Here is a 21,853-nt window from a genome sequence, read left to right as displayed (position 1 = left end):
CGGAAAATATAAATTTTCAAACAAAAGTTCGATTGTAAAGCGTCTAATTATATGCCTTGCGTGCTATGAAACGCAGTCCGCAAAGGAGTTTGAATAATGAGCAAAATCCCAGAAACCCTTTATTTACAAGGGTTTCCGGGATTTTATTTTTGTCCGTGATGCTACGGTGATGTTAATGGGGAGAAAGTGTCTTATTTTTGGGGATTTTTTGTTATTATATGATACTGTACGTTTCATATGTTTTTATCTTCTGCATTATCATTTGTGGCTCTTACTTCATTGAGAGCGTCAGCAAGCTTCCTGTCTTTTCCTGGGTACAAATGAGCATAAACTTTCCAGGTTGTTTCCGGTGATTCATGTCCAAGCCGGTCCGAAATCTCTTTGATAGAAAACTTCATGTCAATCAGCATACTTGCGTGGGAATGGCGAAGATCATGGATCCTGATCTCTGGAAGACCAGATCTGGCAGTTGCACGTTTAAATTCTGACCGCATTCCGGACTTCTGGAAGTAGAAGATGCGTTCATCCGGCTCTATGGCCATACTTGCAACATAGTCTTGAAGCTCTTTGTACAACGATTGAGGAATATTCACGACACGTTTGCTCTTTTCAGTTTTTGGTGTCTGGAAGTATTGTTCGCCTTTTATCACCACAAAGTTCTTATTAATGGATACGGAGCAGTCCGGCAGGATATCTGCCGGAGTAATGGCTAGAACCTCTGCAGACCGAAGCCCGCCATAGAACATGAGGCTGAATGCCATCCTGTATGCGCTTTTCTTTTCAAATGTCAGGAAGTAATCGAACTGTTCTCTTGTCCAGATGTTCATTTCATCTGCACTGCTTTTCCCGATCGCACCGGCCGCAAGGCAGGGATTACTCCGGAGCTTATAGTATTTGACGGCATAATTCATGATAGCAGACATCTGGTTATTGATGGTCTTCAGATACGTCTGGGAATAAGGACTTCCCTTTTCATCTCTGTAATTAATCATGGCATCTTGCCACCGATGGATCACGATCGGGGTAATGTCACCGATCTTCATATCTTTAAAGAATGGCAGCAGTTTCATGTCTATCAGATACTGCTTATTTTCCAGAGTGGTCAGTTTCAGCCGGGAGCTGCAGTCTGACATATAATTCTTGATCAGAGCAGAAAACAGGATATCTGGATCCTTGGCTCCCTGTGCCAGAAAGTCACGTTCCCATTCTATAGCCTCTTTTTTGGTAGAAAAACCCCTTTTGCATTTATGCTGACGCTTGCCAAGCCAATCATCATAGTAGAAGTTGGCATACCATTTTGTCTTTCCATCTTTGGTAAAATACTTATAAGCCGGCATCTGAATCCTCCATTATTAAACAAATGTGTCAAACAAATGTAATCAACAAATGTTTGACAAAAATGTTGAATATAGATATAATGTACTTAACAAGAGAACCGTTGGTCAGCGTACACCTGACCGCCGGATAAAACAATAGCTAAAAATAGCGCCTTATCTTACCAGGACGAGGGCGCTATTTTTTATGCATTAAATTGATAACAAGAGTTACAACTGCACAAAGCATAATTACAAAAGTAAATAAATCACCATATGTAACCATCAGCACCAGCCTCCTTTCACCAAAGTGTCCGGCGGCTGACATAACACCCCAACGGTTCCCCAGTTAAATATACTATTCTGTTTTTTCTTCTTCCATCTTCTCCATCATTCCCAAAAAGATACGTTTTCCCTTCTTGGATAACTGACGGTACCGCAGGATGATATCCTGTTCGTCTTCTGAAGCAATGGCACAGCTGTATTCAGAATTACCCACAAGGTAATCCATAGAGGTGTCGAGGGCTTTTGACAGGCTCGCAGTGGCATCTATTCCAGGAACAGTCTTTCCGGCCAGAATGTCACAGCAGGTTTCCTCTGTCAGCGTTGATTTTTTGATCAGGTCCGGAAGGCTCATCTGCAACTGAGCCAAACGGGCTTTTGTTCTTGCTTGCACTGCGGAAACTTCTTTCGGATCCGCAACAGCATATCTTGAAGTAGTCCGGCCAAGAATGTAATCTGCTGGCACACCGAAGCATGCAGCACTGCGATTAACAAATTCTGTTGACGGGAAAGAGTAACCTCTTTCGACATTCGATACTACTTGGCCAGAAAAACCTATTGCTTTTCCAAGTTCGGACTGACGCAGATTAGCCTCAGCCCGCAATTCTTTTATTCGTTCACCAATTGTCATAAGCAACCTCTAAATTAAGCAACAGTAACAATACCTGTATCAGGATCGATATATATCTGAGAAATAACATCGCCACCGAAAAGCAAAGAGGCATCTTTTTCTTCTCCCTCTAAATATTTATGAGTAACGACATACAATTGTCCTGCAACAATAGAAAGACTGTAAGTTTGATCAAGTTCTTTATTGACAATACCATGTATTTCGTCATCGGATTTAAAATAGTCCTTATAGTAGTTCAAGGCATAGCCTACAATGGGAGTAGTAGTTGAAGTTGTTGCAAGCCGCCATCTGCCAGTTTTGTCATTCGGAACACTGGGATAAAAACAAACCTGAAGTTTTTCGCTTAATTCTGCAGATCCATCATTTTCACCGATTTTACGAATAGCTAACATATTCATTGCACCATAAGAGTTATCCGAATTAATATAGTAGCAAGCTTCAACTACATCATCGTTTTTCATAGACGCCAAATAATCAGCGCCGCTAACGCATCCATTTTTTTTCATATCTTCATCATCATAAAAAGTACACCATAATCCATCCAAAACATATTTTTCGTCTCTGGAGTGAAAGTACATATCACAAGTGACATAATCAATAGTCGGCTGGACGTCTACGTTGCGAGCAATTGAAGTAATAATTGCATATTTCCCTGTATAATCTCCTGACTCAATATCTGTGCTCGTGACGGTGGGATATGTCTTTTCCAAGTATTCCCATAGCGCATCTTCATTTGTAAATTTCTGTCCATCTAATTCTAATGAATTTTGCTCCTGTTGCTGAGCTTGAGCGTAAATGAACTGAGCCGGAGATAAAATCAGTGAACAGGTACATAATAGCACAATAACTTTCCTTTTCATGGCCATTCCCCCCTTTTGCTTCGGTACCACTCGAAGCTTATTATTTTGCTTTCTTAAGAGGTTCGGCAGTATCTGTTTCCTGCCGTTTTAAACATTTTATGTACCCCTTCAATTCACCTCGAAATTCCAACTGCGCATCATGCGGAAGTTGGTGAATCAATGCTAACCATTCGGAGTCCTCAGAGAGAATGTTTTGCTTTGAGTTTCTTTCTTTGCCCGTAAGTAAATAGTCGCTAGACACGCCTAAAAATTCACAAATTGGGATTATCATTTTTGCGGGCGGATCAGTCCCTCGGTTCTTCCAGTTGGTCATAGTGCTTGTGTTTATTCCGATAGCCCGACATAAATCAGTGGCTGTCAAAGACTTTTCTTCAAGCAGTGATAAAATACGCTGAGTGATCATACAATTCTCCAAAATCCCAAAATGTGAAAAATATGGTTGACAAATTCACAAATTGGGATTAATATTAAAAATGTAATAAACAAATGTTTAATGCAAAACAAAAAAAGAGAGAGTTACATCGATAAATCGGAGAGCAATGCTTTATTGTTTTCTTCAATCATGGCCGCCACAGCAATGATAAGAGCCTCAGCAGATGCTTCCGACATAACAGTGTTTCCGGCAGGAATACCGTTTCTTAATAATTCAGAAAGAATCCGGCGGTTTTCGTCACCATAACGTTTAAGCCCAATTCTTCTGAGATTATCAATCCAATTATCCATGATAACTCCTTTCTGATTATTTTAATGCAATCGCAAACAAATGTAAACAACAAATGTAATAAACATTTGTTGAAAACGGAGGTGATATTTTGAAGCGAAAACTGTCTCCATGGTGCAAAGAAGTAAAGAAAACCCTAATTGACAGAGATATGTCTGTCACGGAATTATGCGGTGAAGTTGGGATGTGCAGGAACTATGTGACAACCACCATAAATGGAAGAATGTATGCACCTGCACTTGCTGAAAAAATCAGCAAGGCTCTGGATATCGATACAGAGTACACAATTTAATTACCATAACTTGATTATACAGCTTATAGAAGGAGAGAAAAATGTCGAAATTTGCTACGAAAGCAGCGGCTAATATGTTTTGCCAGGCACGATATGAGGCGGCAAAGTCAAATGAGCGTCTGAGCAGCAGAGAAGGTGCTGCGGAAGAAATAGGAATTGATCGTACAAGGCTAGCCAGAATCGAACTTGGGAGCACAATACCATATCAGGAAGAGGTCCTTTTGATGGCTGACTGCTATAAGGCACCAGAATTGAAAGGAAATTATTGCCGGGAGATGTGCCCGCTTGGAAAGAACATGCCGAAGATCGAGAATGCAGGACTGGATAGAATCAGCCTGAGAATGCTTTCTTCTTTAAAGAAGATAAACGAGGCAAAGGAATCACTTCTTGATATTACGGCAGACGGAATTATCTCAGAAGAGGAAAAACCGGAACTGAAAAAAATCATTCAGACATTAGACGAAGTAAATGAGATCACGCAGAATTTGAAAAATTGGATTGAGAGAAATCTGGAATGAGGTGCTTGGTATGAAAAATGCAAACGGTGTAATCAAAAAACTTACATCTGCGGAACGTTCTTACTATACAGCCGCTGAGGTCAGAGAAATGATGGGTGTGAGTAGGGATACGGCATATCGCATGATACGTTCCCTTAGATCGGACCTGATAGCCGATGGACAGCTTGCCAAGGGGTATCCGTCAGGGAAAATCCCCAAAAAGGCATTTAACAAATTATATATGATTGAATGAAAGGGGTGGATACGATGGCTTTTTACAGAATCTGTCCGGATTGCGGAGCGTATCTGGATCCGGGAGAACAGTGCAGTTGCCATGAAGAATGTCTGATCGAAATGGAAAGAAAAGAAAAAGCAACTGCATTTGTTGAAAAGATGATGAAAGAAGAAAAAAAATGGCCAGCTTCGCCTGGCAGTATAGGAGGGAAAGATGCTGACAGCAAAAGATCTTGAAAAATATCATCAGGCCGCAGAGCGGATCCTGAATGCAATGGACAACAGCCCGGTGCCGATCAGCTGGCACGAAATGGACAGAATGGCATTGCAGAGCGTTATCGCAAAGGAATTGATTCTCATTGACAAGGAGGCAAGGAAATGAATGTATGCAAGGTGCCAGATATGTGCAAAGACATGGAATATAAGTATATCACAGAAGATTCCAAAACAAGGGTATATCTGTCCGTGGTGCGAAAATTCAATGAGGCAGAATATGAGAAATACTACATCCGCAAAAAGAAAGAGAAAGTGAGAAAGAGAATTCTTTTTATTGCAAGAGCTTTGAAGTATGCACTTCCAGTCCTGGCAAGCACGATTCTTTACAATATGCTTTCAAATAAGCTTTATCTCGAAAGAGGAAGCCATGAAATTGGCTCAGAAATAGTTTTTGTTGGAATATTCGGCATCGCACTGTTTGGGTTTCTGAATTGGTTTATAGGAGGTGATGAACATTAAAAAGGTCTTGGATAATAAGGGGAAAGCGGAGTGTAGACGGCACCCACGATCCTATCCAAGACCAGTCAGAACTTTTAAAAACAGGTTATCGACCCTTTGTTTTTAAAGTCATCGTCATTTTATCACAAAAATAGGAGGTTATCAAGTAGATGAAAGAGGTTTTAGGAAGCTTGCCGGAAGTTATCACGGCATACAAAAATTACAATCTGCTGGTTCCTACAGCAACGGACGTGCAGCTCAATCCATTCTACAAATTCCATGTAGAAGAGGTTCCAGTCGATCTGGGTGAGAACAGCGGAGATATTTTCAAGGTTGGTTCAGTTAAGACAGGTAAGCAGGATGAGAGAGGAAAAGACATCTGGGAAGATGTGTTTTCTTTATCTAAGCCTTTGCTCAACAAAATGGCTATGGCAGCCGGTATCCAGTTCAATCCAAAGGAAACATATGGTGAGCGTATCGACCGGGTTACATATCGAGCACAGGCTCAGGGAGCTATGCGCAAGGCTGACGGAACAGCCAGAACAGAAACTGACCAGAAGGTGATCTGTCTGGAAGATGAAGAAGAGAAATACCGCATTGAGTTTGCTGACAAAGCCGCAAAAGGCATTACTGATGAAAAACAGGCACAGGCAGCTGCGGAAATCTTTTCTGGACAATGGGTGGAATCCAAGAATAAATGGGGGAAGAAATGTCAGGCCTTTGTGGTTGCGAAAGAAGATAGAGACAGATACATTGATCGCTCCGTCATGGTAAACATGGCACTGCTGAAAAAGACCTGGGCTGAAAAAGCTATGACCGGTGCGAAGCTTCGCGTTATAAGAGCTCTGCTTGGTGTAAAAGGCACATACACAAAGGCGGAATTGCAGAAGAATTTCGCTATCCCAACAGTTATCTTTTCACCTGATTTCTCGGATCCACAGGTCAGACAGGCAATGCTGACACAAGGCATGAACTCTGTAAATAATATGTTTGGTACACCACAGATAGCAGTTAAGAGTGTGGATTTCGAATCTGAAAGCACAGTATTTACTCAGGACGATCTGGATAATCCGGCATATGCTTCGGATACAGAAACCGAAGATGACTATCCACCAATGCAGGAGCCGGATGTTGTTCCTGAACCGGAGCCAGAACCAGAGCCGGATAGATCGGCAGATTTCCAGTGTTCCAGATGCGGTGAGGTCATAAATGAAAGGGTTTACGAATATTCAATCAATAAATTCGGAGAGCCACTTTGCATTAAATGCCAGAGAGGAGGCGGGCGCAGATGAAAATAATAAAGGTATCAACAGAACTGGAAATGTCCGTACATGAATTTCCAGAAGGAACCATGAGAGAACAGAATAAAGTCTTGTATGGCTTGATCGGGAATGGCTGTGACCTTGTAGAACATGTAATGCCAAAGAGATTATACACAGAACTGAAAATGCCATCCAGCCCTGTTAAAGAACCAGGGAAGTGTGTGAGTATGCTGATCGATGAAGAGGGAAGACTGAAGCCGAACAAAGCAAATCTGATCGGAAGTTATCTTTACGAGTTTGATAAACATGGATGCCCCATTGTTGGAAATATTCTCTTTATCGGAGAAAAGATGGGAGATGATGGCGTTGAATTCTGCGGAATTAGCGAGGAGAACTTTTCACTTTTGGAAACAGAATTAAAGAACATGATCACAGCAATGAAGGCAACAGTAAAGGAGATGAGCAAATGAAAATACTTCATACTGCTGACTGGCATATTGGCCAGTTTAAAGGACCTGTAGTGGACGGAGTAAATCTCCGTTCGCAGGATACAGTAAAATGTTTGGAATATATGGTACAGGTAGCTATAGAAGAGAAACCGGATATCGTTTGCGTATCAGGAGATATCTTTCACCAGGAACAGGTTGGCCCCGTGAGGTATTCAGACGAAATGATTACGGCAACGAACATCATTACATCATTAGCACATTTTTCGAAGTATGTGATCGTGATGCGAGGCACTCCAAATCACGATGGAGCTGCTCAGTTTAGAGTTCTTGAACGGATGCTGCTTAATATTAGAAATGTAGATGTTGTTACAGAACCAGGAGTAATAAAGACTCCATGGGCAGACATTGCCTGCCTGCCGGGATTTGACAAACAGGAGTTCAGAGCAAAATTCCCTGGTTTATCTGCAGACGAAGAAAATCTTGCATGGACGAAATATATTTCAGATATGGTTTTTGCATTGAGAGCAGAGTGTGAAAAGACACCGATTCTCATGGCACATTATACGGTTCCTGGTTGCAACATGGAATCAGGGCAGACCTCCTTCTTCACAAACTTTGAGCCGGTCATTCCAAGAGAAGCTTTAATGGCCGCAAGATATGAGGCGGTGCTTCTTGGCCATATCCATCGCCCACAAATCATTGAAGGACTTGACAAAGTATTCTATTCCGGAGCGATCAATGCAATGAATTTTAATGATGAAGGACAGGATCGTGGATTCTGGATTCATGAATTTAATGAGAAAGGTACTCTGGTAAAAGGATATAAATGCACTACTCCATACAGACAGTTCCACACTATCACCTGGGATCCTGATGAAACTGGCGACTATATCCGTGAAGGAGCTATGTATCTTCACAGAACAGGCATTTCAGAAGATGTGACGGATAAGATAGTCCGGGTGCGGTATTCCTGCACATCTGAGCAGAAAAAGGCGCTCAACATTCCGCTACTGCAAAAGAACCTGTATGAGCTTGGTGCATTCTATGTGGCAGATATTGAAGCAGAAAGCACCATTGACATCACGAACCGCGGGCTTCTCTCGGAGGAAAGCGACCCAAGGTTGAATCTGAAAAAATGGTTGGAGGAAAAGACATTTAAGAATCCAGACAAAATCGTGGAGCTTGCCGAGCCAATCATAGCAGAAGCCATGAAACAGAGTACCACTGCAGAGATTCACGGTGTGTTTAAGCCGGTATCTATTTCGGTAAGGAATTACAGAAACTACAAGGAAGAAAGTTTTGATTTTTCAGACATTTCATTTTGCACGATCAATGGAGTAAACGGTGCAGGAAAGAGCAGTCTTTTCATGGATGCTATTGTGGATTGCCTGTTTGAAGAAACCCGTGAGGGCGACTGCAAGGCGTGGATCCGAGGTACAGAGGATGCAAGAAGCGGTTCCATAGAATTTATTTTCGACATCGGAGAGAAACGATTCCGGGTAGTCCGCACCAGAACAAAATCCGGAAAACCAACACTGAACTTGTCGCAGTATCAGGAAGAAAGTGCTGACTGGATGAAAGGGGATGAAATAAATGAATTTGTATAGATATTATCAGCATGATGGATTCCGATGCGAAACTATAGTCGGAATTGTTAAAGCAAAAGACATGCAAGAGGCTGAAAAAATCGTAAAAAACCATTACGAAAAAGCATATCGAGGAGAATTCCAGCGCGATGGTTGGAAGCTGGAAGAAGTTGAGTTTTCCGATGATGGATGCAGCGAAATTTATTACGGGTGATTAATATGGCGAAGGCGTTATATAACTTATGCAAAAGGAATGGGACAGTGATGGAGTACTCCATCACTGGATCCGAAGTAGCTGAATTGATTAGCTGCAAAAAGCAGGATGTTTATAATTCTGCGAGCTACGGTCAGATGATCCGGAAAGAATTTTACGTTGAAGTTGTAGACCGGCCACTGAGCCGAACGAAAGATCTTACATTACTTTTGGAATATGACCGGGTTTGTAGAGAAATTCTTGAGAGGTGTGGATGATGAAAGTATATAAAGCGGTGCATGAGAGAGAAAACAAGTGCAAGGAATTGCACAAAGAGATGAATATGAATGTAGGCCCGACCAGACTGGTCCAGCCGGTTTTTTACCTGTTGGTCGATGTGGATGACCTGCAGAAACAGGTGAATACCTTGGAAAATGAAGTTCATCGCATGAAAAGAGTAGAAGCAAGGAGGAAATGGCGTTATGGAAGAAAAAATTATTAAGATATTAGAATTGGTTCAGACGAAAGACGATGGTACTGTTGAATTCTCGGAGGAATCAAAGAAGTTAATTCATGAAGTAGCTGAGAAATGCCGAATACTCCCTATTTACCAGCAAAACAAAGAAAAAGTAAATACGTACAAAGATGGAATGACAGCAAAGCAGGTATATATTGATATGTGTTTCAAAATTGTTAATGCTCCGACACAGATTCATATGATGATGGCACCTAAACTGATTCTTCCGGTAATTGATGATCTGTTGCAGGCGGAACTGAGCGAATCGGAGGAAGAAGTATGAGCCGGTTAAAAGACAGATTATTAAATTATCATATACAAGTGAAGAAATTCGCAGATGATGACCAGATGATTCTTGCGAACGATGTTTTAAGTATGATTGAACAATTGCAAGATGATTTGGAGTGGTATGAAAAGCCTAAACTCACGAAAACCGAAAAGAGTTTTCTTGAGGCACTGGATCCTTCGTGGAGTTACATGCTGAGAAATGGAAAAGGGCAACTATATCTTGCCAGAAAAGTTGAGTCTATGTACGGAAGTAACTACAAATATTTGTATTTAGAGGGCATAACAAATGCAAAGTTTGATTTTGTTGAAGCAGAAGGCGAAAGCTGGTTTATTGACGATTTGAGAAAATTGGAGGTAAAAGATGAGGCTAATTGATGCAGATGCTCTGGTAAACCATCTTGAAGAAGTAATAAAAAAGCAAAATGGGAAAAGTGTTGATTTGGTACCAATAGGCGAATTGCTGACATTTATTGCGAGAGAGCCGACGATAAATGATTGGATTCCGGTCAGAGAAAGATTACCGAAGGAAAGAGATTCTATGTTTGCGAAGTTCAAAGGAACGAGCAAATGGAAAAAGGGAATGTTTGAGAAGGTTTCCCGAAATGTGATTGTTACCGTCAAATATGATAATGGAGAATGTCGCACTAATGTTGCTCACACAGTAGATGGAAGGTGGAAACTGGAAATTCGGATTCTGAATGCAGAAGTCATAGCGTGGAAAGAAATGCCAGAACCGTACAAGGAGGACAAAAATGTATAAAGCATGTGGTCTTGTATGTAAGGTTGAAGATTTTAAGCCCGCAAGTAATAATTTTAGATCTGAATTTATCGGAAAAGATCAAAGCGGTCGCAAGCAATACCGGGGAATAAGCTTCAAGAAAACGCAATTTGGGAGTATCGAAGATATTAACTACTATCCATTGATGAAAGAGTTTATTGAAATTGCCGGAAAATCGGAATTATTGAAGACGGTTAAAGATTACTGCAGAGAACACTGTGCGTGGCTAAAGACAGAGAATGATATAGAAAATCATGCCATTGATTGTCTACTGTCGAGAGCATACGAATACTGGAAGGATTTTCCGAAACAGATGCCAGAACCGGACAAATGGATTTTCTATTTTAAAAGCATAAAAATGCTTGAAAGAAATTTATGAGCCGGGATGATTACGCTTTTCCTTGTGCCGGCTGTCTTTGCGACCATTGTGCGAACAATTTGTACAGTTCAGACCAAATGGCAGGAGAAGCAAAGATATTTTGCTATATTTGCGAGGAATGTCGCTACTATGATGGGGACTTAAAAAATAAAGATATGAGATGCAAGCAGTGCGAAAATTATATCGTAACAAATGAACATGCTGAACGTTTGAGAAAAAAGATAAAGGTGGTAAAGAAATGAGGAAGATTAAGGAGAAACGTATGCAGAGTTATGTCCTTAGAGCCAGAAAAATGGTTCAAGAAGGAAAAAACAAAGAAGGGGCAGAAATGCTTAGTGAGGGCATGAGTTATTACAGTAACAATATTATCAAAGCTCTTACACCGTATGCAACTGCAGACGCCGGAATTATTTCTATGGTCCTGCACAACTTGGCAGATGGTATCGAGAAGAATAATCCAGGAGCAAAAGAACTTCGCATGTGGGCAGAAAACAACACCACAAAACCTGAATTGCAAGAAACAATTAAAGTTAAGAAACCCAATATGAGGTAGAAAATGACAAGATCTGAAACAACAAAATTTCTTAGCAGATTGTTGGAAAAAGCTGTTTTTTCTGGCTCAGGCAAATACTGGGCTAGAGAAGTAAGCCTTGATTATGGCTACGCAGCAGGAAAGCCAAGAAGAGTAGATTACATGCAGTTTATTCCGGAAAATCAGTGCTCTATTTCAGCAATCGAAAAAGGAATATTTACCTGTTATGAAATAAAAAGTTGCAAAGAGGATATTTACAGCGGAAATGGATTAAATTTTATTGGCGAAAAAAACTACCTTGTGACAACAATGGAGTGCTACAAAGAGATTTTACCTGATTTAAAAAATGGAAAATTTGCCAAACATATACGTGAGAATTTTCCGGAATGTTACGCGGAAATAGGTAACATGGGAGTAATGGTTGCAGTTCCGTATCAGAGAGAGGTTGCCGAAGAATTCGAAAACTCAACACCACTAGATGGAGATGTGGAAAAATGGAAATTATCAGTTGCCATAAAGTGTAATCACAATGGATCAAGAAAAAGATCCATGACAGAACTACTTTTTTGCATGGTAAGAAGCGGACGTTGATAGGAGGAATTATAATGGATGTAAATGTACATGAAATTATTGTTTTAAGGGACAAAAAGGTACAGGCGCGTACCCATAAGAAAAAGAAAATAAACAAAAAATGGGCAAAAAGATACGGTTTTAAAACATATGAAAATCAGCTGTTTAAAAACGGACAAATGATTGTAATGGGCCAGAAAATATACATGAATGAAAGAACATATGAGGCATTGAAAAAAACATGCTCGATAACACTACGAAACAGAGGGTGGAGAATAGGGAGTGAGGTTACCAATATGTACTTGGATAAAAAAGCAATAGCGTTGATTAATGCACCGAAATCTTGCGGTGAATGTTGTTTCCAGAAAGGACTGACAGTTTATGGATATGCATGCGGGATAGCCAAAACAATGAATAAAGATACTCGCAACAGACCAGATTGGTGTCCGCTGATCCCATTACCGAAAAGACACACAGCTCCGAAAACTGCGACGGGGTATGAAATTGGTTACGAAGACGGATGGAATGATTGCCTTGATAAGATTGCAGGAGGTGAGTGATACGAGAAGTTTAGAACAAATATTGGAAAATCATCGCATTTGGAACCACAAGGTGATGTTTCCTGTACATGTAGCAGCGATTAAATTACCAGATTGCGGGACATGCAGTGTCATTTGGGACTGCGCGGACGGCTATGAGCATGTATCGGTTTCTCCACAAAAGAGATACAATGTTCCAACGTGGAACGATATGTGCACATTGAAGGACATTTTCTTTGATGATGAAGAAGAGGCGTACCAGATCCACCCGAAGAAAAGCCAATATGTAAATGGTGTCGAAAATTGCCTGCATCTCTGGAAGCCAATAGGGCATGAAATTGATGAATTGGTAACGAAATAAGAAAGGCGTAGCATATGGATTACAGAGATAAAAAACCAAAGGCATACGATGTTCTATATGATCTGCAGGAATCACAAGATCATGTATATTTTTCAGCCGGCGTAAAGACAAAGTCAGCCATAGTCCAAGTGCTGAAACGCTGGGGCATAAAGGTCACATCTTACAGCGGACCAAATGTGAAGCATGGGAAACTGGCTTATAAGTCTGAAAAGCTTGGAACAGTGGTTGTGAAAATCCTCAAGGAAGCCAAAAAGAAAGGCGGCATTGAGGCATGTCTGCGGGCTGTGAAAATGAATGTGACCGTAGTTGGTTTTGGAACAAATAAAACAGTATATCATTTTGAAGAAACACAGCATCTTACAGAAGTAAACCATAAGATCAGCACTACCGGGATGGTTACAAGGGTAAAAATCATCGGAAAAGCAAATGATGATGGATGCTCACCTGTTGAGGCTACAGTTGATGGAAAGACAAGCTACGGAATCCGCCAGAAGATTGTTTCCAGAGGAACCAATGACACATTAGATGAGGCAAAAAAAGAAGCGAGAGAGATTCTTGCAGATGATGGCAAACCAAAGGAAGAAATCACGATAAAACTTCCGGATATTCCTATCATTCGGAAGGGTGACAAGATTCATCTAAAAACAGCTTCAATAAGTGCTGGGTATTATATCGTAATATCCGCTACGCATGATGTAGATAAAATGCTTATGACACTGGGATTGAAAAAAGCACCGGCAGCAAAAAAGAGCAGTGGGAATAAAAAAACAAAAGCAAAATCATATGATGTTGGGGACATTGTTAATTTCCATGGCGGTAAGCATTATGTCAGCAGTTATCCAGATGCCAGAGGATACAGTGTAGGAGCCGGAAAAGCAAAAATCACGATCAAAGGTGGTTCCGGAAAAGCACACCCATGGCATCTGGTTACACAAAACTGGAATCAGACTCATGTCTGGGGCTGGGTTGACGATGGATCATTTGACTGACAGGAGGAACATTATGTCAAAAATGGAAAAAAATGGAATGGAAAAGCTTGCAAAGGTATTGGATTCGAGAATGGAAGAACACTCAGGAGGAGGATTTTCGTTCGACTTTGGAGTGATTAAGAAAGATTATTCCCTTGTTTCCAATACTTTTCCTTTGCCTATTCCTAAAAAGGATTATTCCGTCTGCAGACTTTTGGCCAATCTATCAACCAACGTATCTGGAGGAACGCACGGAGGGCATAACAGCGGAACGGGATCACATAGCCATAAGGTGGTTATGCCTAAGTTAAAACCGGGAGATCGTGTGCTTATCGTATGGGTTGAGGGAGAACCTGTAGTCGTAGATGTAGTAGTCAAGGCAAGTGGATTATAGGAGGCAATATGGAAGAAGAATCAAAAAATTTACTGCCGACTGTGGATGTTCCAGATTTTGTGGATGAGGAGGAAGACGAAGAATATGACGTTGACTATAAACCATCGCCAATGTGGGATCTTGAAAAAGGAGATTTCGTTCGCACCGCCGCAAATAATGTGCCAATGAACGATGGATATGAAAAAGAAGTTGCTGTTTTAGGTGCGAAAATCGAGCAGAAACAGGTTGAATTGGAGTCCTTGTCCAATAGGGTGCTGAACTATGATAAGGCAAAAGATGAGCTGTCAAATCTTGAATTTGAACTTGATACTGCACCAAAATATCAGTTGCCCGAACCAGAGAAATTTATGAATGCAAAGGCATATAAAGTAAAAATGGCAGAACCAGTGGTAAGGAAATTGAAGGAACTTGTCAAAACGGTGCTTGCTCGTTGCTTTGAGGGTTGGGATAACTATCACAGGCTGAACACAGCGAATGCACAGTTATACCGTACGAATCAGCGTTTAGAAAAAGTCAATGAAAGACTGACTGAAGAAAACGCGAGGCTGAAAGCAGAAAATAAAGATTATAGCCTGCTATGCAAGGTATTTGGTCGCAAACAGATAGATGATTTACTGGAACAGGCAAGAACAATTAAAGGTCGCAAGCGTGATAATTCACGCTCACGATAAATCAAAATCACAGGAGGAAAAGGAAAATGACAAAGACAATTTTTGAAGAAATGGGTGGAACTTATAGACAAGTGGGCGATTATTTGTTGCCAAACATTACAGTACAAACCAAAGAAACAGAGTGTATTGGCTTATGGGGACAGCGGCACGCAAGGCACTTAAAAGAATATCATAAGGTCTTGTATATGAACCTGCTGACAAGCGGAAAGCTGTATAGATATCTTGTAGATGTTGATAGGCAAGCAGGGGATATGTTTCTTCGACTGGTAAAGGAATATGCGGACAGGCAGGGAGTGACGGAACAGTTAAAGGCAGAAAATCCCCACGAATGGATCGGAAGAATGAATAACATTCAGGCATGTGTGAGGGAAGTTGTTGGAAAGGAGCTTATCTACATATAAGCGTTTTGAGGTACGGTGCTCCCGCGTTTGCAGGAGCGCTGTACCCGTCAATATGGTGTGGAAGATAGAATTTCGCAACGGGTAGATGTATAATTGAAAAGTAAAAATTAAAATTTGATGATGAGAGGTAGATATGAACAGTAAAAAATTATTTCTTACATCTAGTGGATTATCGGCTGATATGAAAAAGAAATTTTTCGATATTATAGAAAAATGTCCAGAAGATGTGAAGGTGCTATACATTCCAACTGCTGGAATTGAAACAGATGGAGCGAGAGAAGGCTTTGCAGTTTGTTTTCAGGAGCTTTCATCTATGGGTATTCGGTATGAAAATATATTAGTATATAATCTGGAATTGATTCTCTCAAAAGACTATCAGAGAACATATTCGACGTGTGTTACAGATCCTTATATGCTTACCAGACTGTTAACGATTGAGGAACTGCAATCTTTTGATGCAGTTGTTGTTAGTGGTGGTGATGCTGCGGTATTGTGCCGTGAAATGATTAGAACAGGATTTGATAGAACGATTGAGAAAGCAATTAATAATGGTCTTGTATACGTTGGAATTAGTGCTGGTAGTATGTATGCGGCAGGTAATTTAGATGATGGATTAAATATTATTAACAACCCTATAATTCCCCATTGGAATGGAACCAAAATAATTGAATTACCAGATTTCGGAGAAGCAATAAAGATTGTTGATGGACAAGCTGTTTATGTAGAAGATGATTGTATTAGTTTGATTTAGCCAAATAGTTTTACGAATTACGACTTGTAGGAACAGAAAATCAAATGCACATAAGCATTTAGAGGTGCGGTACTCCTGCATTTGTAGGAATGCTGTTACCTGCAAAATATGTGAAAGATTGAATTTCGCAATGGATGTATAATAAAAAGAAAAAATTATGAGGTATATTACAATGTTAGAATTGTTTGTCCAATTATTTAAGGCTGTACTGCAGTTGTTTCTTGCGTTGCTGAATCCTATATTTTTAAGGTTTTGTATGTTTTGTGCAGTTAATTACCTTGATAGGTATAATTATTCCTACTGAGCGAGCATTGAAAAAGAATTTTGATAAGAACGGAAACAGAAAGTGATAGGAGAATTTGCAGAATAACAAAGAAAGAAGGATACATATTATGGAAGAAAGATTAATTGCATTTGTTATTTGGGCAATAATGGGCGTATTATTTATTGCAATGGGCATTTATGATTTGAATTCCAAGAAAGCAAAACCTTTCGGATTCTGGGCAAATGCTGAGGTGGCGCCGATAGAAGATGCGAAAGGTTATAATCGTGCTTTGGGTATATTGTGGTGCGTGTATGGCGTTTTGTTTACGTTAATTGGATTGCCCTTATTAGATGAACAGAATTCGGGTTTGATTATTTTATCTATATTGTGTGCAATGCTTATTAGTATTGCGGCTATAGTAGTATATGTAGTAGGTATTGAACCAAAATACCGCAAAAAGAAATAGATGGAAATATTCAGTAATACTGAGAGATGAATTTCAGACTAGTGTTGAATTTTTAAACAAAACAGCTTATAATTTACGAAAGAACATATAGGTATTATCCACAGTTACCGAGCAAGTGTTATCAACACCGATAACAAAATGATAACATTAGTTTGTATAGGCAGGATAATATGGATATATCAAATAATCAAAAGAACGAGAAACACTACGGAGAATGATTCTTAAACAAAATGTGTTAGTCTTTGTAGAGTTTGAATAATCCACGCAATCATAGAAACCCAGTATTCATGCGGGTTACAAACAAATTTGTTTAGTGATTGGCAACAAAATGGCAACATTTTGTGATTATTCAAGAGATATAAATTTTATTTCATAACGTATATAAAGAAACCTTACTGATTTTCAGAAGTAAAAAACTGAATATCGGTAAGGTTTTTCTATTTTCTTCTTTTATTTTTCTTTTTTAGTCAATTCTTTTACGAGGTAATCACTCAGTTCCTGAGATGGTACCTTGGCACGTTTCTGGTAAGTATCCAGTTCCGGGTACTTATATCTCCATTCATCATATTCTTCCTTGCTGATTTCACCGTTTTTCAGTTTGTCAGCCTGTTCCATCCATGAACGAAGCATTTCATCGACAGATGAGCCGGGAGTAGATATGGAAGAGTCAAGGCAGAGATTAGGCTGCCCATCTACATTTTTTACCTTTAGACCATACATATCTTCCAGTGCAAATAGTGTATGCATCAGACCTATGTGAGTATCAATATCTGGAACTGTTAAGGCATGAGTATTGATATCAAAGATCTGAGACATTTGTTTTACAAGATCAATCTTAGGAACTCTGGCTTCAGATTCATACTGAGCCATGCGGACATCTGAGGTTTTTCCCATGAATCCCAGTTGTTCTCCGAGTTGCTTTTGTGTCATGCCTTTGCGGTTGCGAAAAAATTTGATACGTTGTCCGATTGCCATTCTTGTTTGCCTCCTTATAGTGGTCATTCGTGTTGCCGTAATTAATTGTGATAGAAAATAAAACAATTCTGTTTAGGTTCAGTATAGCATGAGCAATTTCGGATAGCAAGAAGAACTTAAACAAAAGAATTTAATATTCGCATAGAATCACTTGACTTAAATTAAAATGTTTAGTATCATGCAAATGTAACAACTTAAACAAATTGCGTTAAGATAGAAAGGAGAGATGCGATGTGATGAACAGAACTTTTATGACCGTAGAAGAAGTTGCAGCGGAACTGGGAGTTTCCAAGTCTTATGCTTATAAGATTGTCAAACAGCTAAATGAAGAATTACAGAAGCTGGGTTATCTTACGGTAGCTGGCAGAGTAAACACCAATTATTTCCGTAAAAAAGTATGTTACAGCGAAGTGTAAGAGAGAGGAGAATTTGTATGAGTATTTACAAAGATAATGTCACTGGGAAGTGGCGAGTGGTTTATCGGTATACCGACGGGACAGGGAAAACGAAACAGACTTCAAAACGAGGATTTCCTACGAAGCGAGAAGCGCAGATGTGGGAACACGAACAAATGTTAAAGCATGATGCAAAACTGGATATGACTTTCGCAAGTTTTTATGAAATTTATGTAGAAGATAAAAAGGAACGAATCCGGGATAACACATGGGGAACTAAGAATAATATTGCCAGAACAAAAATTCTTCCATACTTTGGGGAGAGAAAGATTGCAGAAATTGAACCAAAAGATGTGATTGCATGGCAGAATCATTTGCTTGCATTTAAGAGAGCGAATGGAAAAGGGTATTCTGCTTCATATCTGCGGAAAATCCACAGCCAGTTAAGTGCCATTTTCAATCATGCAGTTGATTTTTATCATTTGCTTTCTAATCCGGCACAGAAAGTTGGAAATATAGCAATAGAGGAATATAAGGAAATGTTGTTCTGGACGAAAGAAGAGTATTTGAAATTTGCAGATGTGATGATGGATAAACCAGTTTCTTACTACGCTTTTGAAATGCTTTACTGGTGTGGTATCCGTGAAGGAGAGTTGCTTGCCCTGACACCAGCGGATTTTGACTTTACAACGCATACACTGCGAATTAACAAATCATATCAAAGATTAAACCGGGAAGATGTGATTACCCCACCAAAGACATTTAAAAGTAACAGATTTATCAAGATGCCACAATTTATATGTGATGAGATGCAGGATTATATGGGAATGCTTTACGGTCTGAAGGAAGACGAAAGAATTTTCACGATTTCCAAATCTTATCTGCATCATGAAATGAGCAGAGGATCAAAAGTGTCTGGGGTAAAGCGAATTCGTGTGCATGATTTGCGACATTCCCATGTATCGTTATTGATCAATATGGGATTTACGGTATTGGCAATCGCAGACCGAATGGGACATGAGAGCATTGATATCACTTACCGATATGCACATTTGTTTCCAAGTGAGCAAGCACAGATGGCAGAACAGTTGGATATTAAAAGGATGGAAAAATCAAATGGAGAAGAATCTGGACAGTAAAGGAAGATGGAGAAACAAAATCGTAGCATTCCGGGTATCACCGGAAGAAGCAGAGCAAATTGATGCATGTGTCCGAGTGTCAGGACTTAGCAAGCAGGACTATATCACAAAACGATTAACTGATCGGGAAATTGTGGTACAGGGAAATCCAAGAGTGTATAAAGCATTGCGAAATCAGATGGCAGAGATTTATGAAGAATTGAAACATCTGGAAAAATGCAGTGAGGAAAACGAAGAGTTGCTGAGTACCCTGAGATTGGTTGCAGAGACATTGTATGGATTGAAAGGGGAAAATGAATGACAGCAAAAGAAAAAATGACTGCTCCGATTGCATCTGTTAGCGCAGATGTGGAACAGCCATCAAGTAATAAATTAACCAACCAAAGTATAGCAGATTTGCCCGGCAAGGGCAATCTGCAAGCCACAAATAATGCGGAAAATACAGCAAAATCAGCAAATAAAAATAACCCAGATAATCTGGAAACCGTTTCCATGATGGAATTATACGACACCGCATATCCACCAAAACTGCCGATTATAGATGGGCTTCTGTATAACGGAACTTACCTGTTTGTTGGTTCGCCGAAAATTGGGAAATCATTCTTTATGGCACAGATTGGGTATCACATCAGTAAAGGATTTCCATTGTGGGGATTTTCAGTCAGACAGGGAACGGTTCTCTATCTGGCACTGGAAGATGATTATGCAAGATTACAAAAGCGATTATCACAGATGTTTGGAATGGAAGGCAGTGAGAATTTTTATTTCGCTACAAAATCAAAATCGCTCAATGACGGACTGGAAAGACAGCTTGTAACATTTGTGACGGAGCATAAAGATGCAAGACTGATTATCATTGATACTCTTCAGAAGGTTCGAGAGGTCGGTGGAGATAAATTCAGTTATGCCAGCGATTACGAGATTGTAACAAAGCTGAAAGCATTCAGTGATAAATATGGCATCTGTTTTCTGGTTGTGCATCATACAAGGAAAATGGAATCTTCCGATAGTTTTGATATGATTTCTGGCACGAATGGATTGCTTGGAGCTGCGGATGGAGCATTCGTCATGCAGAAAGAAAAACGGACAGATAATAAGGCAGTTCTGGAAGTGGCAGGGCGTGACCAGCAGGATCAGAAACTGTGGTTGAATTTTAATCGGGAGAGATGTGTCTGGGAACTTACCAAGACAGAAACAGAACTTTGGAAAGAATCAGAAGATCCAGTGTTGGAAAAAATCAAAGAACTTGTAACAGAAACTATGCCAGAGTGGGTAGGAACAGCAACAGAGCTTGTGGAAGTATTGCAGGTGGAAATGCAGCCGAACGCATTATCACGAAAATTAAATGTCAGCCTGGAACGATTGATTCTGGAATATGGAATCCAGTATAAAGCGGAGCGGGGACATGATGGAAGAAAGATCAGATTAGCCTTTGTTGGAAAACAAGCGTGACGATATGTGACGGTTGTGACGGTATTTTATATAGCGTGTCGGTAGTGAAAATATCGTCACTATCGTCACGACTGTCACGGAAAGGAGAAACATGGAAAGAAAATCACAGGTACAGATATCCAAAGATTTATTACTGGCATTGTTCCAGTACCATCTTGCCGGGAACGAGGAATATCTGCCGGAGATAGAAAAAGCATTGATGGAAAAATTAGACAGTATGGTAAAACGTCAGTTATATACAACATTCAAAACAGCACCAACCGAGGAAGAACGGGAAAAGGCAAGACAAGAATATTTGGATAAGTGCGGAATGCATAAAGATTTTCGATGGTAAAGGTTCTGCTTGATTACCTAATGACAGGAGCGTGGCACGCACCTGTAGATAGCAAACAGAGAGAAAGCCGGTAAGGTGCAGTCGGGAGTTGGCTGGCGAGGCAAAGAGATTTTCAAAAGGGGGCCCTGATTCAGGGCGCCCTTGCAGGAACGATAAATGAAGGGAGAATGACACCATGAGAGAAGGAAGATTAGGTTACAACAGTTATAACAAAAGATATGGATTATTGTCCTCAGACTTATGGATTGATCCAGGATTTCACTGCGGAGAATGTCTGGAAGTTCTAGTTGATAATCAGTGGGTAAAGACACGAATGGAAATGAATCTGGCGAGAGAATGGTATTTGGTTGGAACACCATATTGTGGAGATCTGGAGTATGTACGGGCAAGGATACCGGAATAAAGCAGACAGGAAGAGTAATAGTCGGTTTGTTGTTAGTGAAAAAATAAGCCCGGATACGGGAAGAAAAAGAGGACGGATACGCCCAAAATGAAAAGTGAAAGCCAAGTTGTGGTAGATGTAAGAAGCATCTCACAAAGCCCTCGGCGTTTGAGAGCGAAATACACCCATCGCACAAACTTCGTTTATGCTCTGTGTATTTCGCCCTGCCGGGAGCTAATATAGCCGGAAACGGCAGTTAGTT

Annotated in this window: 36 protein-coding genes; 30 read left to right on the top strand and 6 right to left on the bottom strand. The window is 40.2% G+C overall.

The window, feature by feature from the left end; translation table 11 throughout:
* Positions 1-233 precede the first annotated feature (233 nt).
* From NE638_RS01215 to NE638_RS01195, 5 genes are all read right to left on the bottom strand, one after another.
* Positions 234-1,337: a site-specific integrase gene (locus NE638_RS01215; protein ID WP_158439091.1), complete on the bottom strand. Its 1,104-nt coding sequence runs from the start codon at positions 1,335-1,337 to the stop codon at positions 234-236.
* Between the two features lie 334 nt (positions 1,338-1,671).
* Positions 1,672-2,226 (bottom strand): helix-turn-helix domain-containing protein, encoded by a 555-nt coding sequence (locus tag NE638_RS01210; protein WP_117628362.1) that lies wholly within the window; start codon positions 2,224-2,226, stop codon positions 1,672-1,674.
* A gap of 14 nt (positions 2,227-2,240) precedes the next feature.
* The gene (locus NE638_RS01205; RefSeq protein WP_173745660.1) at positions 2,241-3,086 is read right to left on the bottom strand and encodes a hypothetical protein; all 846 of its coding nucleotides are present in this window, start codon (positions 3,084-3,086) and stop codon (positions 2,241-2,243) included.
* A gap of 40 nt (positions 3,087-3,126) precedes the next feature.
* Positions 3,127-3,489, bottom strand: coding sequence for a helix-turn-helix domain-containing protein (locus NE638_RS01200; protein ID WP_173745659.1), 363 nt, complete (start codon positions 3,487-3,489; stop codon positions 3,127-3,129).
* A 113-nt stretch (positions 3,490-3,602) separates the two neighbouring features.
* The gene (locus tag NE638_RS01195; protein ID WP_021652390.1) at positions 3,603-3,809 is read right to left on the bottom strand and encodes a hypothetical protein; all 207 of its coding nucleotides are present in this window, start codon (positions 3,807-3,809) and stop codon (positions 3,603-3,605) included.
* Positions 3,810-3,898: 89 nt separating this feature from the next.
* On the opposite strand from NE638_RS01195, the gene NE638_RS01190 reads away from it, so the two are divergent.
* The 24 genes from NE638_RS01190 to NE638_RS01075 all read left to right on the top strand — a co-directional run bounded on the left by NE638_RS01190 (position 3,899) and on the right by NE638_RS01075 (position 16,914).
* Positions 3,899-4,099, top strand: coding sequence for a helix-turn-helix domain-containing protein (locus NE638_RS01190; protein ID WP_021652391.1), 201 nt, complete (start codon positions 3,899-3,901; stop codon positions 4,097-4,099).
* A 41-nt stretch (positions 4,100-4,140) separates the two neighbouring features.
* Positions 4,141-4,617, top strand: coding sequence for a helix-turn-helix domain-containing protein (locus NE638_RS01185; RefSeq protein ID WP_021652392.1), 477 nt, complete (start codon positions 4,141-4,143; stop codon positions 4,615-4,617).
* Positions 4,618-4,627: 10 nt separating this feature from the next.
* Positions 4,628-4,849, top strand: coding sequence for a helix-turn-helix domain-containing protein (locus NE638_RS01180; protein ID WP_055055853.1), 222 nt, complete (start codon positions 4,628-4,630; stop codon positions 4,847-4,849).
* 195 nt (positions 4,850-5,044) lie between these two features.
* A complete protein-coding gene (locus NE638_RS01175) occupies positions 5,045-5,212 on the top strand; it encodes a hypothetical protein (RefSeq protein ID WP_021652395.1) in 168 nt (55 codons plus the stop codon).
* The gene (locus NE638_RS01170; RefSeq protein ID WP_173745658.1) at positions 5,209-5,565 is read left to right on the top strand and encodes a hypothetical protein; all 357 of its coding nucleotides are present in this window, start codon (positions 5,209-5,211) and stop codon (positions 5,563-5,565) included. Before NE638_RS01175 ends, NE638_RS01170 begins: the two co-directional genes overlap by 4 nt.
* A gap of 149 nt (positions 5,566-5,714) precedes the next feature.
* A complete protein-coding gene (locus tag NE638_RS01165) occupies positions 5,715-6,836 on the top strand; it encodes a hypothetical protein (protein ID WP_173745657.1) in 1,122 nt (373 codons plus the stop codon).
* A complete protein-coding gene (locus NE638_RS01160) occupies positions 6,833-7,276 on the top strand; it encodes a hypothetical protein (protein WP_118510358.1) in 444 nt (147 codons plus the stop codon). Before NE638_RS01165 ends, NE638_RS01160 begins: the two co-directional genes overlap by 4 nt.
* Positions 7,273-8,862: an exonuclease subunit SbcD gene (gene sbcD, locus NE638_RS01155; RefSeq protein WP_173745656.1), complete on the top strand. Its 1,590-nt coding sequence runs from the start codon at positions 7,273-7,275 to the stop codon at positions 8,860-8,862. The genes NE638_RS01160 and sbcD overlap by 4 nt, the downstream gene beginning before the upstream one ends.
* The gene (locus NE638_RS01150; RefSeq protein WP_046438144.1) at positions 8,849-9,055 is read left to right on the top strand and encodes a hypothetical protein; all 207 of its coding nucleotides are present in this window, start codon (positions 8,849-8,851) and stop codon (positions 9,053-9,055) included. Before sbcD ends, NE638_RS01150 begins: the two co-directional genes overlap by 14 nt.
* A 253-nt stretch (positions 9,056-9,308) precedes the next feature.
* Positions 9,309-9,536, top strand: coding sequence for a hypothetical protein (locus NE638_RS01145; RefSeq protein WP_173745655.1), 228 nt, complete (start codon positions 9,309-9,311; stop codon positions 9,534-9,536).
* Entirely contained in the window at positions 9,517-9,834 is a 318-nt protein-coding gene (locus tag NE638_RS01140; RefSeq protein ID WP_117628343.1) for a hypothetical protein, read from the top strand. Before NE638_RS01145 ends, NE638_RS01140 begins: the two co-directional genes overlap by 20 nt.
* A complete protein-coding gene (locus NE638_RS01135; protein WP_173745654.1) occupies positions 9,831-10,214 on the top strand; it encodes a hypothetical protein in 384 nt (127 codons plus the stop codon). Before NE638_RS01140 ends, NE638_RS01135 begins: the two co-directional genes overlap by 4 nt.
* The gene (locus NE638_RS01130) at positions 10,201-10,599 is read left to right on the top strand and encodes a hypothetical protein (RefSeq protein ID WP_173745653.1); all 399 of its coding nucleotides are present in this window, start codon (positions 10,201-10,203) and stop codon (positions 10,597-10,599) included. The genes NE638_RS01135 and NE638_RS01130 overlap by 14 nt, the downstream gene beginning before the upstream one ends.
* A complete protein-coding gene (locus NE638_RS01125; RefSeq protein ID WP_173745652.1) occupies positions 10,592-10,996 on the top strand; it encodes a hypothetical protein in 405 nt (134 codons plus the stop codon). Before NE638_RS01130 ends, NE638_RS01125 begins: the two co-directional genes overlap by 8 nt.
* Positions 10,997-11,234: 238 nt before the next feature.
* The gene (locus tag NE638_RS01120; protein WP_173745651.1) at positions 11,235-11,549 is read left to right on the top strand and encodes a hypothetical protein; all 315 of its coding nucleotides are present in this window, start codon (positions 11,235-11,237) and stop codon (positions 11,547-11,549) included.
* A gap of 3 nt (positions 11,550-11,552) precedes the next feature.
* On the top strand, positions 11,553-12,119 hold the full coding sequence (locus tag NE638_RS01115; protein WP_173745650.1) for a hypothetical protein: 567 nt from the start codon (positions 11,553-11,555) through the stop codon (positions 12,117-12,119).
* A gap of 14 nt (positions 12,120-12,133) precedes the next feature.
* Positions 12,134-12,658, top strand: a complete 525-nt coding sequence (locus NE638_RS01110; RefSeq protein WP_173745649.1) for a hypothetical protein — start codon at positions 12,134-12,136, stop codon at positions 12,656-12,658.
* Entirely contained in the window at positions 12,624-12,998 is a 375-nt protein-coding gene (locus tag NE638_RS01105) for a DUF7694 domain-containing protein (protein ID WP_173745648.1), read from the top strand. Before NE638_RS01110 ends, NE638_RS01105 begins: the two co-directional genes overlap by 35 nt.
* Before the next feature lie 14 nt (positions 12,999-13,012).
* The gene (locus NE638_RS01100) at positions 13,013-13,987 is read left to right on the top strand and encodes an XkdQ/YqbQ family protein (RefSeq protein ID WP_173745647.1); all 975 of its coding nucleotides are present in this window, start codon (positions 13,013-13,015) and stop codon (positions 13,985-13,987) included.
* A 13-nt stretch (positions 13,988-14,000) separates the two neighbouring features.
* A complete protein-coding gene (locus NE638_RS01095) occupies positions 14,001-14,360 on the top strand; it encodes a hypothetical protein (RefSeq protein WP_244094779.1) in 360 nt (119 codons plus the stop codon).
* 8 nt (positions 14,361-14,368) lie between these two features.
* Positions 14,369-15,031 carry a hypothetical protein gene (locus tag NE638_RS01090; RefSeq protein ID WP_244094778.1) on the top strand — a complete coding sequence of 221 codons (663 nt, stop codon included), beginning with the start codon at positions 14,369-14,371 and terminating at the stop codon, positions 15,029-15,031.
* 26 nt (positions 15,032-15,057) lie between these two features.
* A complete protein-coding gene (locus NE638_RS01085; RefSeq protein ID WP_118142542.1) occupies positions 15,058-15,432 on the top strand; it encodes a TnpV protein in 375 nt (124 codons plus the stop codon).
* Positions 15,433-15,565: 133 nt separating this feature from the next.
* Positions 15,566-16,183, top strand: a complete 618-nt coding sequence (locus NE638_RS01080; RefSeq protein ID WP_173745646.1) for a Type 1 glutamine amidotransferase-like domain-containing protein — start codon at positions 15,566-15,568, stop codon at positions 16,181-16,183.
* Between the two features lie 392 nt (positions 16,184-16,575).
* On the top strand, positions 16,576-16,914 hold the full coding sequence (locus NE638_RS01075) for a hypothetical protein (RefSeq protein ID WP_117960053.1): 339 nt from the start codon (positions 16,576-16,578) through the stop codon (positions 16,912-16,914).
* 450 nt (positions 16,915-17,364) lie between these two features.
* Here the strand turns inward: NE638_RS01075 and NE638_RS01070 are convergent, their stop codons facing one another.
* Positions 17,365-17,889: a helix-turn-helix domain-containing protein gene (locus NE638_RS01070; RefSeq protein ID WP_117598407.1), complete on the bottom strand. Its 525-nt coding sequence runs from the start codon at positions 17,887-17,889 to the stop codon at positions 17,365-17,367.
* A gap of 236 nt (positions 17,890-18,125) precedes the next feature.
* Here NE638_RS01070 and NE638_RS01065 point away from each other — a divergent pair, with 236 nt between their 5' ends.
* The 6 genes from NE638_RS01065 (at position 18,126) to NE638_RS01040 (ending at position 21,612) form a co-directional block, all read left to right on the top strand.
* Complete coding sequence (locus NE638_RS01065; protein ID WP_202031281.1) at positions 18,126-18,305, top strand: helix-turn-helix domain-containing protein; 180 nt, start codon at positions 18,126-18,128, stop codon at positions 18,303-18,305.
* A gap of 17 nt (positions 18,306-18,322) precedes the next feature.
* Positions 18,323-19,423, top strand: coding sequence for a site-specific integrase (locus tag NE638_RS01060; RefSeq protein WP_173745644.1), 1,101 nt, complete (start codon positions 18,323-18,325; stop codon positions 19,421-19,423).
* Positions 19,401-19,724: a plasmid mobilization protein gene (locus NE638_RS01055; RefSeq protein WP_173745643.1), complete on the top strand. Its 324-nt coding sequence runs from the start codon at positions 19,401-19,403 to the stop codon at positions 19,722-19,724. The genes NE638_RS01060 and NE638_RS01055 overlap by 23 nt, the downstream gene beginning before the upstream one ends.
* A complete protein-coding gene (locus NE638_RS01050; protein WP_173745642.1) occupies positions 19,721-20,875 on the top strand; it encodes an AAA family ATPase in 1,155 nt (384 codons plus the stop codon). Before NE638_RS01055 ends, NE638_RS01050 begins: the two co-directional genes overlap by 4 nt.
* A gap of 91 nt (positions 20,876-20,966) precedes the next feature.
* Complete coding sequence (locus NE638_RS01045) at positions 20,967-21,209, top strand: complexin-2 (RefSeq protein WP_173745641.1); 243 nt, start codon at positions 20,967-20,969, stop codon at positions 21,207-21,209.
* Positions 21,210-21,384: 175 nt separating this feature from the next.
* Positions 21,385-21,612, top strand: coding sequence for a DUF5348 domain-containing protein (locus tag NE638_RS01040; RefSeq protein WP_173745640.1), 228 nt, complete (start codon positions 21,385-21,387; stop codon positions 21,610-21,612).
* Positions 21,613-21,853 lie beyond the last annotated feature (241 nt).

It is taken from the genome of Blautia sp. MSK.18.38, from assembly GCF_024460535.1.
GTDB lineage: Bacteria > Bacillota > Clostridia > Lachnospirales > Lachnospiraceae > Blautia_A > Blautia_A fusiformis.
The sequence above is the reverse complement of the archived record's forward strand: the minus strand, read 5'-3'. Positions and strand labels throughout refer to the sequence as shown.